The 15,610-nt window shown below is 43.4% G+C and carries 16 protein-coding genes; 4 read left to right on the plus strand and 12 right to left on the minus strand.

Annotated features, from left to right (window positions below; translation table 11 throughout):
- Positions 1-140: 140 nt before the first annotated feature.
- Positions 141-2,417, minus strand: coding sequence for a catalase/peroxidase HPI (katG, locus tag J3L18_RS01610; RefSeq protein WP_129571329.1), 2,277 nt, complete (start codon positions 2,415-2,417; stop codon positions 141-143).
- A gap of 796 nt (positions 2,418-3,213) precedes the next feature.
- On the opposite strand from katG, the gene J3L18_RS01615 reads away from it, so the two are divergent.
- Entirely contained in the window at positions 3,214-5,169 is a 1,956-nt protein-coding gene (locus J3L18_RS01615) for a sialate O-acetylesterase (RefSeq protein ID WP_129571328.1), read from the plus strand.
- 84 nt (positions 5,170-5,253) lie between these two features.
- Here the strand turns inward: J3L18_RS01615 and J3L18_RS01620 are convergent, their stop codons facing one another.
- Positions 5,254-5,604 (minus strand): nuclear transport factor 2 family protein, encoded by a 351-nt coding sequence (locus tag J3L18_RS01620; protein ID WP_129571327.1) that lies wholly within the window; start codon positions 5,602-5,604, stop codon positions 5,254-5,256.
- Positions 5,605-5,698: 94 nt separating this feature from the next.
- On the opposite strand from J3L18_RS01620, the gene J3L18_RS01625 reads away from it, so the two are divergent.
- Entirely contained in the window at positions 5,699-5,989 is a 291-nt protein-coding gene (locus tag J3L18_RS01625) for a YciI family protein (RefSeq protein ID WP_129571326.1), read from the plus strand.
- A 73-nt stretch (positions 5,990-6,062) separates the two neighbouring features.
- Here the strand turns inward: J3L18_RS01625 and J3L18_RS01630 are convergent, their stop codons facing one another.
- The 4 genes from J3L18_RS01630 to J3L18_RS01645 form a co-directional block, all read right to left on the minus strand.
- Positions 6,063-6,500: a carboxymuconolactone decarboxylase family protein gene (locus tag J3L18_RS01630; protein WP_129571325.1), complete on the minus strand. Its 438-nt coding sequence runs from the start codon at positions 6,498-6,500 to the stop codon at positions 6,063-6,065.
- A gap of 72 nt (positions 6,501-6,572) precedes the next feature.
- Positions 6,573-7,145: a Crp/Fnr family transcriptional regulator gene (locus J3L18_RS01635; RefSeq protein WP_129571324.1), complete on the minus strand. Its 573-nt coding sequence runs from the start codon at positions 7,143-7,145 to the stop codon at positions 6,573-6,575.
- A 109-nt stretch (positions 7,146-7,254) separates the two neighbouring features.
- Positions 7,255-7,599 carry a hypothetical protein gene (locus tag J3L18_RS01640; protein WP_129571323.1) on the minus strand — a complete coding sequence of 115 codons (345 nt, stop codon included), beginning with the start codon at positions 7,597-7,599 and terminating at the stop codon, positions 7,255-7,257.
- 159 nt (positions 7,600-7,758) lie between these two features.
- Positions 7,759-8,250 carry a hypothetical protein gene (locus J3L18_RS01645; protein WP_091175004.1) on the minus strand — a complete coding sequence of 164 codons (492 nt, stop codon included), beginning with the start codon at positions 8,248-8,250 and terminating at the stop codon, positions 7,759-7,761.
- Between the two features lie 193 nt (positions 8,251-8,443).
- Here J3L18_RS01645 and J3L18_RS01650 point away from each other — a divergent pair, with 193 nt between their 5' ends.
- Positions 8,444-8,800, plus strand: a complete 357-nt coding sequence (locus J3L18_RS01650) for a nuclear transport factor 2 family protein (RefSeq protein WP_129571322.1) — start codon at positions 8,444-8,446, stop codon at positions 8,798-8,800.
- Positions 8,801-8,856: 56 nt separating this feature from the next.
- Here J3L18_RS01650 and J3L18_RS01655 read toward each other — a convergent pair whose 3' ends face one another.
- Complete coding sequence (locus J3L18_RS01655) at positions 8,857-9,144, minus strand: DUF3892 domain-containing protein (protein WP_091175009.1); 288 nt, start codon at positions 9,142-9,144, stop codon at positions 8,857-8,859.
- A 798-nt stretch (positions 9,145-9,942) separates the two neighbouring features.
- Here J3L18_RS01655 and J3L18_RS01660 point away from each other — a divergent pair.
- Positions 9,943-10,428 (plus strand): DUF4268 domain-containing protein, encoded by a 486-nt coding sequence (locus J3L18_RS01660; RefSeq protein ID WP_223266277.1) that lies wholly within the window; start codon positions 9,943-9,945, stop codon positions 10,426-10,428.
- 77 nt (positions 10,429-10,505) lie between these two features.
- Here the strand turns inward: J3L18_RS01660 and J3L18_RS01665 are convergent, their stop codons facing one another.
- From J3L18_RS01665 to J3L18_RS01685, 5 genes are all read right to left on the minus strand, one after another.
- On the minus strand, positions 10,506-10,895 hold the full coding sequence (locus J3L18_RS01665; protein WP_129571321.1) for a response regulator: 390 nt from the start codon (positions 10,893-10,895) through the stop codon (positions 10,506-10,508).
- A gap of 114 nt (positions 10,896-11,009) precedes the next feature.
- The gene (locus tag J3L18_RS01670; RefSeq protein WP_129571320.1) at positions 11,010-11,612 is read right to left on the minus strand and encodes a TetR/AcrR family transcriptional regulator; all 603 of its coding nucleotides are present in this window, start codon (positions 11,610-11,612) and stop codon (positions 11,010-11,012) included.
- A gap of 27 nt (positions 11,613-11,639) precedes the next feature.
- Positions 11,640-13,181 carry an MDR family MFS transporter gene (locus tag J3L18_RS01675; RefSeq protein ID WP_129571319.1) on the minus strand — a complete coding sequence of 514 codons (1,542 nt, stop codon included), beginning with the start codon at positions 13,179-13,181 and terminating at the stop codon, positions 11,640-11,642.
- An 80-nt stretch (positions 13,182-13,261) separates the two neighbouring features.
- Positions 13,262-13,999: an SDR family oxidoreductase gene (locus tag J3L18_RS01680; protein ID WP_129571318.1), complete on the minus strand. Its 738-nt coding sequence runs from the start codon at positions 13,997-13,999 to the stop codon at positions 13,262-13,264.
- 235 nt (positions 14,000-14,234) lie between these two features.
- The gene (locus tag J3L18_RS01685; protein WP_223266314.1) at positions 14,235-15,602 is read right to left on the minus strand and encodes an IS110 family RNA-guided transposase; all 1,368 of its coding nucleotides are present in this window, start codon (positions 15,600-15,602) and stop codon (positions 14,235-14,237) included.
- Positions 15,603-15,610 lie beyond the last annotated feature (8 nt).

The following is a 15,610-nucleotide window of genomic DNA, read 5'->3' on the forward strand; positions in this document are numbered from 1 at the left end:
ATGACATTAGGTGTAGAGGGACTGCCATCCTGAGCTTGTCGAAGGACGTGCGCAGAGGCCCTACCCGCCATGCTTCGACTGGCTACCCATCACACCCATTTTTTTCTGACACTGTATTTGTTTACAGTATCACTTTAATATTAAGCCAGATCAAACCTGTCAAGGTTCATCACCTTGGTCCAGGCAGCTACAAAATCTTTTACAAATTTGTCTTGTCCGTCGGCACTTCCGTATACTTCGGCAATAGCTCTTAATTCAGCGTTGGAGCCCAGCACCAGATCGGCACGGGTTGCTGTCCATTTTACTGTACCGGTAGTACGGTCGCTGCCTTCGTAAAGTTCTCTATCGGCAGCCGTAGCTTTCCATGCAGTGCCCATATCAAGCAGGTTTACAAAGAAATCGTTGCTAAGCACGCCTTCGCGCGCGGTGAATACGCCATGTTTCGATCCGTCAAAATTAATGTTCAATACACGCAGGCCACCTAACAATACGGTTAACTCAGGAGCGGTCAGGGTGAGTAGGTGCGCTTTATCAATCAGCAATTCTTCGGTTGATACGGCAAATTTTGACCTGCGGTAGTTGCGGAAGCCATCGGCTGCCGGTTCAAGATAGCCAAATGATTCTACATCGGTTTCTTCCTGCGAAGCATCGGTTCGGCCCGGAGTGAACGGAACGGTGATATTATGACCCCCATCTTTCGCTGCTTTTTCAACGGCAGCACTTCCTGCCAGCGCAATCAGATCGGCCAGTGAGACTTTCTTACCATCGGTTTGAGCACCGTTAAACTCTTTTTGGATGCCTTCAAGCACGCTCAATACTTTTTGCAACTGGGTAGGGTTGTTTACCTGCCAGTACCTTTGCGGGGCCAGCCGAATGCGGCCACCGTTTATACCACCGCGTTTATCAGTACCGCGGAAGGTAGAAGCAGAAGCCCATGCTGTTGAAACCAACTCAGGTACACTTAAGCCTGATGCCAAGATCTTTCCCTTTAAAGCAACAACGTCACTTTCAACTATCGGGGCATAATCAGCAGCTGGGATAGGGTCTTGCCAAAGCAGTACCTCTTCAGGCACATCGGCACCAAGGTAACGCGCTCTTGGGCCCATATCGCGGTGTGTTAATTTATACCATGCGCGTGCAAAAGCATCAGCAAACTGATCGGGGTTTTCCAGGAATCGCCTTGATATCTTTTCATATGCAGGATCAAATCTTAAAGAAAGATCGGTGGTGAGCATGGTTGGTAAATGCTTTTTCGAAGCATCATAAGCATCGGGGATGATAGCTTCTGCGTTTTTAGCTACCCATTGGTGAGCACCTGCAGGGCTTTTAGTTAGTTCCCACTCAAAGCCAAACAGGTTTTCGAAAAAGTTATTGCTCCATTTGGTAGGGGTTGTGGTCCAGATTACTTCCAGGCCACTGGTAATAGTATCTGCTCCTTTCCCAGAGCCGTAACGATTCTGCCAGCCAAAGCCCTGCGATTCAATGTCAGAAGCTTCAGGCTCTTTACCTACGTTATCTGCAGATGCAGCACCATGGGTTTTGCCAAAAGTGTGGCCGCCTGCAATTAGCGCAACGGTTTCTTCGTCATTCATCGCCATCCGGCCGAAGGTATCCCGGATATCTTTAGCTGCCATGATAGGATCGGGATTGCCATCGGGGCCTTCGGGGTTTACATAAATTAGGCCCATTTGCACGGCTGCAAGCGGTTTTTCGAGGTTCCGTGTATGAACATCGCCATCAGCATCATCGTCTGATACCAGTACACCATCACCTTCCTTCACACCCGGTGAGCCATGTGCATAACGCACATCGCCGCCAAGCCAGGTAGTTTCTGAACCCCAGTATACAGATTCATCTGCTTCCCAGGCATCTTCACGGCCACCGGCAAAGCCAAAAGTTTTAAACCCCATTGATTCAAGCGCTATATTTCCGGCAAGGATCATCAGATCGGCCCACGAAATTTTGCGGCCATATTTTTGTTTAATGGGCCAAAGCAGCCTGCGGGCTTTATCAAGGCTCACATTATCGGGCCAGCTGTTGAGCGGGGCAAAACGTTGTAAACCTGCTCCGGCACCTCCGCGGCCATCACCTACGCGATAGGTGCCGGCACTGTGCCAGGCCATGCGGATAAACAAGCCGCCATAATGGCCAAAATCTGCCGGCCACCAATCCTGCGAATCGGTCATAAGCGCGTGTAGGTCTTTTTTTACAGCTTCAAGGTCGAGGCTTTTAAAGGCTTCAGCATAATTGAAATCTTCATCCATAGGGTTTGATAATGAAGAATTCTGCCGAAGGATATTAAGCTTTAACTGATTAGGCCACCAATTTTGGTTGCGTGTACCGCCGCCGCCAACGTTGTGCTTCATTGTACCGTTGTGAAACGGGCATTTACTGATGTCATTTGATCCGTTTTCCATAATTATAGTTATAAATTGAATAGACTGCTTAAACCGTCGTTGGGTATTAAGTTTTATAAAAGTAGGATGTTAATAGCAACAATCACAATCAATTAATTCTATAAGCGGATAGCTAAAAGCTATAACACGGTTAATGATGGCCGGGCTTTTAAAGAGGTAAAAAGATGCGGTTATATCCGCCAAATTGCATGTGCCGGTAACTGTAATTTATAACCTTTATATTAATTAATAGGTAAAAAACATCTTTTTTACATCCATCTTAAACTTTTTATTAACGAAATGTTTAGTTTTGCATCAACCCTAAACTTATCAGTATTGAAAAAAATATCCCATCCTGTAACAATAACCCTATCAAATTCGTCTTCTTGAAATATGAAGATGTTAACGGCTGTGTCCGGTTGATTGGTTTAACGATGTTTTTTGCTGAAAAATTTACGGTATAATTTAAACATAGCAGGCAGCGTTTAATGCTGCCTAACGATATTCCCGATAGTTCTTTAATGGGTATTTTCATTGTAAAATACAGTTTTAGTTAAAAAACAATGTGTTAGCCAGGGATAGCACATTGTTTATTCCCCTTCCGGGCCAACTTATTTTATCCAGGCGCTTTCTCACATTATTCTTCGAAACTTATAAATGCAAATCGCTTTTTAGGTATTTTATATGCTGCGTTCATAGCCTTACAGAATTGAATTGTTTGTTAAATGTTGCCAGGACGGTTTTTAATTTGTCAATTACAGCACTTAACTTTAGGGCCAGTCAATTCATCAAAAACTATAGTATTAAATCTAAATTAATGAACCTCAAAAAGTGTTTATCCATACTAATCGGAAGCTTATTGCTTAATGCCGGTGCATTTGCCAAAGTGATCATGCCGGGTGTTTTTAGTGATAACATGGTTTTGCAGCAAAAAACCATGGCTGGTATATGGGGCACGGCCGATGCCGGTAAAACGGTATCCATTACCTCGTCATGGAACAACAAAACCTACACAACCATTGCCGATGCTGATGGTAACTGGAAAACGAAGATCAAGACGCCGTCGTACGGAGGGCCGTACCAGGTTACTATAACTGATGGTAGCGAGCCCGTAGTTTTAAATAATGTATTGATAGGGGAGGTGTGGATTTGCTCCGGCCAGTCGAACATGGAAATGCCAGTGGCCGGTTGGGGCCAGGTAAATAATTATAAAGAAGAAATAGCTAACGCAAATTATCCGGAGATCCGTTTGTTACAGGTATCGCAGGCAACGAGCCTTACCCCGCAAACTAATATAAAAGTTGCCAATAACGGCTGGATGGTATGCTCGCCTCAAACTATCGGCGAATTTTCGTCGGTAGCATATTTTTTTGCCAGGGAGATCAATAAACGGGTTAAAATTCCTATCGGCCTCATCAGTTCAAACTGGGGTGGTACTATGATCGAAGCCTGGAGCGATGAAAACACGCTTACTAATAACCCGGTTTTCAGCGCACAGATCAAGCAGCAGCAGGAATCTGCTAAAACAGAAACGCCATTAACCTTTGCACAAAAAATGGATGCTTGGAACAAACTTGCCGCCGCTGCCGATTTGGGGTATACCAATAATAATGCGTTTAATCCTGATACCGCCGGCTGGCGGAGCATGCTGCTGCCCCAGTTTTTTGAAAAAGGCGCTTTAGGAGATTTCGATGGCGTTGTTTGGTTCCGAAAAAAGATCACCATTCCTGCAGCCTGGGCCGGGCAGGATGTAAAGATTAGCCTGGGTAAGATAGATGATAATGAAATAACATTTTTTAACGGTGAAAAGATAGGCGCTACGGATGGTTACACACAGTCGCGTAATTACATTATTCCTGCTCCAAAGGTTAAGGCCGGGGAGTCGGTGATCACCGTGCGGGTTTTTGACAGCGGCGGTGGTGGCGGTCTGTATGGCGCCGATGAAATGCAATTGATGTCAGCATCGGGTGAAAAGATCTCCTTAGCCGGTACCTGGGATTATAAAGTTGGTTTTAATATAAAAAGCCTGCCACCCATGCCTGTTGCCAATAACCCGAACCGGTTGGCTGTGTTGTATAATGCGATGATCAATCCGCTTACACCTATGGCTATCCGTGGCGTAATCTGGTACCAGGGCGAAGCTAATACCGGCAGGCCAGGACAGTATAATGAGTTATTTGAGGGGATGATAAACGGCTGGCGTAACATTTGGAACGAAGGCAATTTTCCGTTTTACTTTGTACAATTAGCTAACTGGCAAAAACGTGATACCGAACCTGTTCCTTCCGGCTGGGCCGAATTACGAGAAGCTCAAACCCAAACACTTGAACTGCCTAACACCGGCATGGCCGTAGCTATTGATCTTGGTGAGGCCGATAATATCCATCCTAAAAATAAGCAGGAAGTGGGCCGCAGGCTGGCATTGGTCGCGCTTGATAAAACCTATCATAAAAAACAGCCCTATTCCGGGCCGATGTACAAATCACAAAAAATTGATGGTGATAAAATTGAATTAAGCTTTAATTATACCGATGGCGGTTTAAAAGCGCAGGGAGGCGACAATATGCAGGGTTTTGCCATAGCCGGTGAAGATATGAAGTTTCATTGGGCCACTGCAGTTATAAAAGGCAATAGGGTTATAGTAAGCAGCCCGGATGTTACAAACCCCGTTGCCGTAAGGTACGCCTGGGCCAATAACCCGGTAAGTACGTTGTACAATGGCGTCGGATTACCAGCTTCGCCTTTCCGTACGGATAATTGGGAAAGGAAGTAATTAAAATAATACAACGTAACCATCTTCTAAAATCCAGACTTACGAAGCTTTTAAAGCTTCGTAAGTCTTCAACCGCTCTGTCAGTTATAACAATGGCCTCGGATCAAATATTACCCTGATGGAGTTTATCTTACTATCAACCACATGATACCACCCGCAGCTGAATATGGTGGCGCGGTCCATATCAATATCATAAAAGATACATACATCATCGCCATCGCTAAATACACGTTTAATATCATATTTTAGCTTCATGTGCTGCATATCAGTAAAATAGGCATCGGCACCGTCGCGCTGGCCAAGTACGCCTACAAATTTCAAGTCGTCTGCCACGCAATTACGGGCCTCTGCAAAATTTTCTTCGTTTAATGCTTTTATGAAGGAAAGCACCACGTCATTGGCGCTGCCAACTGTTGCACCTGCTTCTGTTGTCATAGGAGTAATTATTTAAGGTGACAATGATTTATATATAGCTATCAATAATTATTCCTTTAAACATCATTCAGTAATAATTATTAAACTTATTAGGATGAAAAAGCATTTCGTAATAAAGCTGGTGGGTAACCGCCCAACGTTTCCTAACGATATGACCGATGACGAACGCGTTATTATGCAAGCTCATTCCGAATATCTGAAAGGGAAAATGAAAGAAGGCCTGGTGCTTATCTTTGGCCCGGTTTTCGATCCGAAAGGTGTTTATGGCCTTGGCATCCTTACAGTTGATGACGAAGCTCAGGTACACGAAATTATCGCCAATGACCCGGCCAATGTTTTAGGCACTTATGAAGTGGCATTGATGATGGCCTGGGGCGCAGATTAGTTATTAATTTAACAGCAAAGCCGCCCGGTACTACGCAGGCGGCTTAAAATCAAAACAACAAAATTAAAAAGGATTAATCGAGTGGTGGCTGAAGTTGGGTAGTTACACCAATGCGGTTCCAGGCATTGATGGTGATGATAGCCATAATCACTTGTGCCAGGTATTTTTCGTCAAACAATTCTGCTGCTTTTTTATAGGTTTCGTCAGATACGCGGCCGGCGATCAGGGTTACTTCTTCGGTAAGGGCTAATATTGCACGTTCCTGCTCATCAAAGAAAGGTGCTTCGTGCCAAACGCTGATGTTATAGATGCGGCGTTCGGTTTCGCCGGCTTTGCGTGCATCTGTAGTGTGCATATCCACGCAGTAAGCACAGCCATTAATTTGTGAAGCGCGGATCTTGATCAGGTCTTTATGACGGGTGGTTAACTCGGTGCTTTCAATGTATTTTTCAAGGGCGATCATGGCCCTGTATCCAGCTGGTTCGGCGGTGTTTATTTTTAAGCGGTTCATGTTTTTTTCTTTTTTGTTAATACAAAGTTGGGGATAAACACGCCCTAAAAAAATGAACTGAGTTTAAGAAAATCAGATTTTTTTAGCCCTTAACCTGCTCAAAAATTGTGGGGTGAAGCCTAAATAGGAAGCAAGCATATATTGGGGTACCCGCTGTACAAAGGCCGGAAAAAGGCTGGTGAAATGCCGGTAACGCTCCTCGTCGTTTTGATTAAAAATGTATCCAATACGCCGTTGCGACGCAACAAAGGCTTTTTGCATCATGACGCGGAAATAGCTTTCCATTTGCGGCACAGCTTCAAACAAAGCCACAAGGTTTTTTTCGGTGAGCAACAGCAGCTCTGAAGCCTCAATGGTTTGGATATAGGTTGTGGCGGGCTGGTGATTAAGAAGACTGTCTTGATCGGCTATCCACCAGTTTTCCAAACCGAACTGGATGATCTGCTCATTGAGCTTGTTATTAACAAAGTATTGCCTCACCAGGCCTTTGGTTACAAAATAGTTACCAGCACAAAGTTTGCCGGGTTCTAAGATGAATTCCTTCTTTTTAAAGTTCTTAGGCTCAAAATGCCGGCAAATGGTTGTCTCATCGGCCTCAGATAACTGGACGTATCTTTTAATGTGGTTGATGAGTTCGGGATACATATATCAGGCTTGAGTTGATCGACACAAATCTCTCGAATTAGATTGAATTGGCCAATTAGAGTTATATCTCCGGCAAAATAAATGTTATTTATATTAAAGCCCCAATTGATTATGCAGTGAGATGTTTCCAAATCGTCCAACGTTCGTTCGCCAAATTTTCGATCTGATGCTGAACTATAGACAGCTTTAGTTCTTGATAGTTTTGGTGGTAATAGGTTGATAGTTTCGCTACCTTTTCATCGCCTGCAATCAGGTATAGATATTCGTTCGCATTTTTCTTGCCAGATATCGAATAGGTCAAAAATCCTTCAATATCACTTGTTTTATAAACTTTCTTCAAACCAAATCCAAAGTTGCGGACCCTGATTACCGTGTCACCATTAATAATGATTTTATGTGCTTTATGATTTAGTTGATGCCCTATCAAACTACAGATAGTCCAGTTAAATATCATATAAGGAAATATTAGGAAATGAAGGGGCTTACCGTGAGCAAAAAGAATATCGAAATTAATGAAAACATAAATAAACATCAGACAGCTCAAAAACAGGCACATCAGTATAAGGAATTTAGGCCAAAATTTGAACTTGGATCTCATTTGTCTAATACATCATCAATAAACTTTACCTGTGCCATCAAGTTCTGCCTTTTCCTCATACCCTAAATTTAAATCATCTTCAATTTTTTGCTTGGTCGGGCGCAGATAAATAAAGTAGGCTATGATAGCTCCGGATATGCCCAAAAAAATCAGGTTGCCGGTTAGCATGAAGCTCACAATAGCAAAAAGGGAAGGCCCCTCTAATAAAGCAAACCTCACGATCAATGCAGATTGATAAGCAGCGAGTTTAGTCTTCAACGGACTTTGGCCGTCAATTTTGCTCACCATTGTTTTAAATAATATGTTGCTTACGGCAAGACCAGTAAAGGCCATTATGGGTACAACATAAATAAACACGTTATCGCGCTGCCCAGTAGTGGTTTTGTTAGTTATCATGAAAGTTACTGCGGCAAACATAATTTGTCCGGCTATCAGAGCGAGGTGGATTATTGATATAGTTTTCAGGAAGGTATTGGGGCTTTGAACTACCGGCTGTTTATTGATCATGTTAAGGTTGGTTATCTTGAGGCAATATAAATAATAGAAATGATTTGAAGGTTATTTGCAATGGAATAATATCAATTGAAGAATTGTACTTTTTGAATCATATAAGTCATATAGCACCCCGATAATGGCATTTTTGCCCCTCTTCGCCAGGCCATATTAGGCTTAACTTTATCTTAAACAAAATCAAACTATCATGGCAACTAAAGAAATTGTACAGCATGTTATCGACGCTTTTGATAATAATGACGTTGAAAAGATCCTAAGTTTTTTTGCCGACGACGTAAAATGGACTATGAAAGGCTCATCCGTAACTATTATGAACGGGAAGAATGAAGTGGAGCAATTTTTAGGCGGAATGGAAGATGTAAAAATGGTTTCATCAACCAAAGATCATATTGTAGTCGAGGGTAATACAGCTGCTGTTGACGGTCTTGTTCAATGCAAAGACAAAGATGGCAAAGGCATGGCTATGTACTATGCCGATTTTTATGAGCTGGAAAATGATAAGGTGAAAAGGGTTACTTCGTACATTGTTGATAAAAAGGAATAGATTTTTTTGAGGCGAAAGGGAAAAGGTTAAAGGAGAAAGGTTTTAACCGTTGCTATCTAAACTTCTTCGAGCGTCAGCAGGTTATCGATACCGGCCCTGTCAATTAGAGATTGGAGATGTTTTTTGCCACCGTTTTCGGGTTTTACTACGGTAAGATAGGTTTTGCCTCTTTCGGTGCTTACATAAAAAGCCTGGCTGTTGACTTCGATACGGGCTATGGCTTCGGCAACGGAAATCACTACCCTTGGCCTGTCCAACGATTCATAATAACCGATGTGGGTTATCTGTTCATGTGTGCTTGATGCTTTGGGTTTATCAATACAGTTTACCTGGTAGCTTGCCATAAAATATTAATGTGGTATGGGTAAAGATAGGGTTTATTAGGTAATCACAAGGTTAAAAAGGGCTGTTATGCTGAGTAGGAGATCCAGGCCTCTAAAGGTAAAATGAAATTAACTTTTATTGTCATCCTGAGTGTTTAAATCCGTGGCCTCTGAAGGTAAAATGACTTCCCGGAACGTCATTGAGGCACGAAGCAATCGCACAGAGGGAAGTAACAGGCTATTGTTGTAATGAACTTGCATCGTCGCGCTCTTGGCCGCGCGGGGCCAGATACTTTTGTCTTGACACAAAAGTACCCAAAAAGTCAAGTCAGCAGATAGGCTTCTTTGCGCTCACCCACTCCGCAACCCGTCGCGCCGGCCTTTGCCCTGCAAAACGGGCAGAACCACGGGCTGCAATTATTTTGCCCCGCTACGCTCGCGCTTTCCCAATGCTTCTGCAAAAACTTGCTATGCCCCTTCCTGTGCTCAAGGCCATCATTGTTCTGCCCGCTTTCACCCGAAGCTTACCTGCTGACGGTAACATTCTTTATTTATTATGTCATGGGTAGGAACCAAAGATCTTTTTCGCCCTGTATAGTGCCTCTGCATTAATGAAGAAGATTCTTCATTATCGCTTAGAATGACATGTTAAAACGGGTGTCGTGCTGAGCCTGTCGAAGCATGGCGGGCAGGGCCTCTGCGCACGAGTCTTCGACAGGCTCAGACTAACAGGTCCCTTTTATTATATCGCCTTTGGTGTTCACCCTGTTTCAAACTCAGGATTACGGTTTCCTCCATTTAATTTTAAAACCCTTACTTTTGCCTCTCATCAATCCCGGTAAATTGTACTCAAAAGAACAGGCAACTCAACTAAAACAGGCGTTCTGGACAGCGTTTGGGCAATACCTCAAGCCCCAGCTTTCGGCCGATGGCCTGCGCACTAACTGGGTTAACTATAAAACAGGTATCAAGTATCTGTATTTTAAAATGGAGGCTGATAAAAAATCTGCTTTTATAGCCATTGAAATGAGCCATCCCGATGCTGATATCCAGCAATTGATGTTTGATCAGTTTGTTGAGCTAAAGAATGTCCTGAACAGCCAGCTTGAGGAAGAATGGGACTGGCAGTTGCACACTACCGATGACTATGGCAAAACGGTGAGCCGCATTATTAAAACCCTACCAAATGTAAACATATTTAAACAGGAAGACTGGCCCGCATTAATCTCTTTTTTTAAACCCCGAATCATTGCGCTTGATGAGTTTTGGAGCGTAGCGCAATATAGTTTTGATTTGTTTAGATAAAGTACGAAATAGAGTGGAAAGGAAAACTTACGAAGTTTTCAAAATTTCGTAAGTTTAAAATCCTCAAGCAGAAAATCTCAGGCCATATGCGCCACATTATCGCCGGCCGTTAAAAAGCAATGGTTAACCGTGTCAATAACATCGCTCAGGTTAAAAGGCTTGGCAATAAAAGCATCGGAGCCATAATTGCCTAAGGATTCCAGCACACGCGGATAAGCCGATACCATCACCACCGGGATGTGCGCCGTCGCCGGGTTGGTTTTTAACATATGGCAAAGTTCACCACCATTTATACCGAATAAAATGTAATCCAAAATCACAAGGTCGGCATTGGCTGATAGCGCCGCCTTGCATATGTCATCAGTATAATTCAGTACCTCAACTTCATAGTGCTCCATTTCCAGAGCATCTTTCATCACTTCCAAAATATCCTCGCTATCATCAAGGATCAAGATCTTTTTCGACATAATTAATAATTGGTAAAGAAGATAACACGGGGAGCGTTTCTTTTGTTTTCAAAGTTATATCCAATTATTGTAACAATCAAGTAACAACCTGTAGCTCTAAGATATAGTTATTATTTACAGCTTCAGGTTATCTACGAGGTTATAAACAGATGCCAAAATGATATCCAAATTTGCAGGAGAATCTGTCACTTTTGAGATCATGATACCGCCCTCAATAAGCGCTATCATGCTTAAGGCCGTTTCTGTAGTATTAATATCAGGTTTCAGTTCCCCTGCTTCAATGCCTGCCTTAATGAGGTTTTCAATACCTGTTTTCCAGCGGATCACTGCCCTGGCAGCTTTATCTTTCAATAATGGGTTAGTATCGTCGGCATCAACAGCGGTATTCAGGATAGGGCAACCACCGGGAATAAAATCACCCCGGGTAAAACTGTGGTATACCTGGGCATAAACCAATAATTTATCATGATAGCTGGTGGCCCGCTGAATCCGTTCCTGGATCTGCTTGCGCACCTTGCCCGAGTTGTATTCAAATACTTCGGCAGCTACTTCTTCCTTGTTTTTAAAATTACCGTAAATACTGCCTTTGGTTAGTCCGGTAGCTTCGGTAAGGTCGGAAAGGGATGTGCCGGCATACCCCTTTTTATTGAACACGGGTGAGGTACGCTCAATAATGAATTGACGTGTACGTTCGGCTTTTGACAATTCGTTTTCCATAATACAAATATACCAATTGGTATTTAATTAGTGGTCATTTATGATAACAACAGCCCGGGCTTGTTTTTTACGGTTGATAACAAGGAATAAGAGCGGCATAGCCAGTAAAAATATCAAACCCGAAAATAGGTAGGCATCCAGGTAACTTAATAAAAATGATTGCCTGTTGATGGTATTATCAATAACCGCAATGGCCTTTTTATGAGCGTCAAATGATGAAAAACCCCGGCTGCTGAAATAGTTGCTAAGCTTGGCGATCCTTGCTGTAGTTTGATCATTGAAAATATTGATATTGGATAACAGGTCATTGCGGTGTAATCCGAAACGTTGGGCTACATATGTATTAATTACGGCGATACCAAATGAACCGCCTAACTGCCGCATCATATTATTTAAAGCAGTTCCCTGTGGAATGTCTTTAGGTTCGAGCCCCGATACAGCTAAAGCGGTAAGGGGTACGGTTAATAAGGCAATACCCATGGCACGGTAAATTAGTGGGCCAACCAAATCACCAGGCGCTGCCTCCAGATTCATGTGCGACATTTGCCAGGTAAAGCTGATGAAGATAACGAACCCCGCAGTAATGATGATCAACGGAGATACACCTTTTTTTAACAATGTGGCCGAAAATAACAAGCCCACAATGGCCAGTACCGCGCCTGGCAACAGAATAAGCCCCGTAATAGTTGGCGGGAACAGGAGCACCCTTTGGGCAAGCACAGGTGTGAGGAATACAGACGTAAACAGGCCAAACCCGGTTACAAATGTCAGTATAGCCGCTACAGCGAGCGACTTGCTTCTCAGTACCCGTAGATCAATAACCGGGTTAGGGGTTGTAAGCTCCCACCAAATGAAAGTACTAAGACTTATAATGGCTATTATAGTAAGCACTATAATGTAACCGGCGGCAAACCAGTCGTCAGTTTCACCGCGTTCTAATACAGTTTGAAGCGAGCCGATGCCTATAATCAGCAGAAGGATGCCCCACCAGTCCACACTTTTTACTTTGGCTTTGATCTCCGGTTCGGTAACCAGCAATAAACTTGATATGGTTACAGCAATACCGATTGGGATGTTGATGTAAAAGATCCATGGCCAGCTATAATTTTCGGTAATGAACCCACCCAGGGTGGGGCCGATGGTTGGACCTAGAAATACACCTACGCCAAATAGCGCGCTGGCTATACCTACGCGGTCTTTACCATAAACTTCAAACACAATGGCTTGAGATACTGATAACAGCGCGCCGCCGCCAATGCCCTGTAAAAAGCGGAAAGCGACCAGTGTCCATATGTTTGACGATAGTCCACACATGGCCGAAAAGAAAGTAAACGCGATGATTGAACCGATATAATAATTACGACGGCCAAGCTTGGTGGTTAAAAAGCTGGTCATCGGGATTACGATGATATTCGCTATAGCGTAGGCGGTTATCACCCAAGAAGTATCTTCGAGCGTGGCGCCAAGGTTACCGCTCATGTGCGAAAGGGCAACATTTACTATTGAGGTATCTATCAGTTCCATAATAGCGGCTGCTATAACCGTAATGATGAGGATGCTTTTTTTCATTGAAGTATGAGTTAGAAACTAATAATTATCATAAAAAATACCAATCGGTATTTTTTATGATAAAAAAACTAAACCAGAAATTATCTCTGGTGCAGGGCTTTTAAAGCTTCGGCTGGGTTTGACAGGAACAGACGGTAGAATGGTTCGGTACCACCAACGCGGATCTCGAAGTTGTCGGTTTCAAAGCCTGCTACAAATTCATCAGCAACCTGCGACGCCGGGATACCGTTATGTCCGCCAATTTCTGCCGAAAATTCGGTATCGACCAATGGAGGCATTAGCTCAAATACTTTAATGTTAGTGTCTTCTAAAGCAGCTCTCAATGAAATGGTGTAAGAGTGCAGGGCGGCTTTAGTTGCTGAGTAGGTAGCAGTTTGTTTGCCAGGCAAAAAGGCAACTATTGATGATACGTTTACGATAGCCGCTTCGCTTTGCTGCTGTAAAACCTGAAGCAGTTTTTCGTTAAGGCGGATTACTGAAATATAGTTGGTAAACATTTCAGTTTGTGCGTTTTCAAAAACGTTGGGCGTAGTAAGCAGATCGTTAATTGAAGCTGCACCGGCGTTATTGATCACCACATTTAGCTGAGGGAAATCTTTTTTCACTTTTGCGGTTAGTGCCTCTACATCATCTGCATTTGAGATATCGGCCTTAATAGCGGTTACATTTTTTAATTGGGCGGCTGCTTTGTCCAAGCGATCCTGGTTGCGGCCAATAATAATTACGTGGTTATTTTTAGCTGATAGTTGTTTAGCTATTTCAAAACCTATTCCGGCGCTGCCGCCGGTTATCAATACTGTATTTTGTGAAATTTTCATGTTGTTGAGTGTCATTTAGTTTTGACAGTACAAAAATATACCAATCGGTATATTTTTGTATCATTCATTTGTCATTGTTGTAAATTGTTGATTTTTAGGTTGGTTATAGACGGGTGGGTTTGCAAATAAAAAGCATCATTGCGAGGTACTAAGCAATCCCCTATTAGCAGGTCCGCCCTGTAAAGTCGGGGATTGCTTAGTACCTTATAATGACGTGTCTGTAAGAGATTCATAATCAAGCTGCTTTTTGGAGTGTAAGACCAAGTTTTTGCGCTTCTTTTTGCAGACGGCTGATCTTTCTTGCCTTTTGAACCTCTACATCTTGCTGGACTTTAGTGACATCGTAGGCTTCCTGTTTAAGTACCATATTATAAAATATCACGGCTATTTTCCTGGCCACTGCTTTAATAGCTTTTGCCTTTCCCTTAGTTGCAGCTAATTTTCGGTATTGCTGCCCTAACGGCCCCTTGCTTTGCCACAGGCAGTTTGCCGCCAACCTGAAAGCCTGCGTAGCCGGGTTGTGGGTGATCCGTTTTTCATAGCCTACGAGCTTGCCTCCTGTTATTTTAGGACGGGGTGACAGGTTTAACCAACTTGTAAAATGGCCTGCGGTAGGCCATTTGCTCATCTCAGGCCCTGTTACTGCCAGTATCGTTAGCAAGCCGATCTCATCCAAGCCTTCCACTGCTGTCAGGTCCACGCCCAAAATTGCTACCAGGTAATCTTTTAAGTTGATATGATATTGATTCTTGCGGACCATGCCTTGTTTCTTTGAGCTTTTTATCTCCGGTGCCAATAGTTTAAGCGTTTGTTCGATGTGCTGTTCGTAATAAAGCATCTGCTCTTTAAAAAAGTCGTATGCCTTTAGGCTGCCCCTAAGTGTATTGATCTGGCTGTCCCGGTAGTCTCCCTCAAGAGAATGGAGCAATTCCTGCTGACTTGCTTTCAGCCGTTTATGATCGATACTACAAAGCAGTTTTTCCGGATCTGAGATCCCTGAGCAGATCATCCGCAAAAGCTTCATGCCGCATACACCTTCAATATCGCTGATCAGGTGCTGGAACTTGATATTCATTTTGGTCAGGGTGTTTTGGATACGGTTGAGTGTATCGCTTTTTTGGTCCTGGCAGATCTGCCTTTCATGGATATATTGCCGCAGGTCCTGGTAACAGGCCGGAGCAATATGTGATTCGCGTAAAAGACCATGGGTAAGCAGCTTATGCAACCACTGTGCATCATTAATATCCGTTTTTCGTGCCGATACATTCCGATAATGGCTTGGGTTGATCATCACCACCTTTATGCCCCGGGACTCAAGGATACTATGCAGGGGCATCCAATAGTTGGCGGTTGATTCCATCGTTACGATCTCCACCTTTTCCCCCTGTAGCAAGTCGGCCAGTTTATTAAGACTGGAGGTAAAACTGTCAAACTGTTTCAGGTGGATCTGATCCCTGGAATCAGTGTAAGATACGACCATGAGCATACTCCCTACATCGATCCCGGCTGATCTGGGGTAAAGAATCCCAAATCGTTCCATCTTTTTTGAACCTGCAGGAGTTCCTGCCCCCTTCTTCTTTTTGTTTTGTTTAGCTTTGCCCATATTTTTAA

It is taken from the genome of Mucilaginibacter gossypii (assembly GCF_017569325.2).
Taxonomy (GTDB): Bacteria; Bacteroidota; Bacteroidia; order Sphingobacteriales; family Sphingobacteriaceae; genus Mucilaginibacter; species Mucilaginibacter gossypii.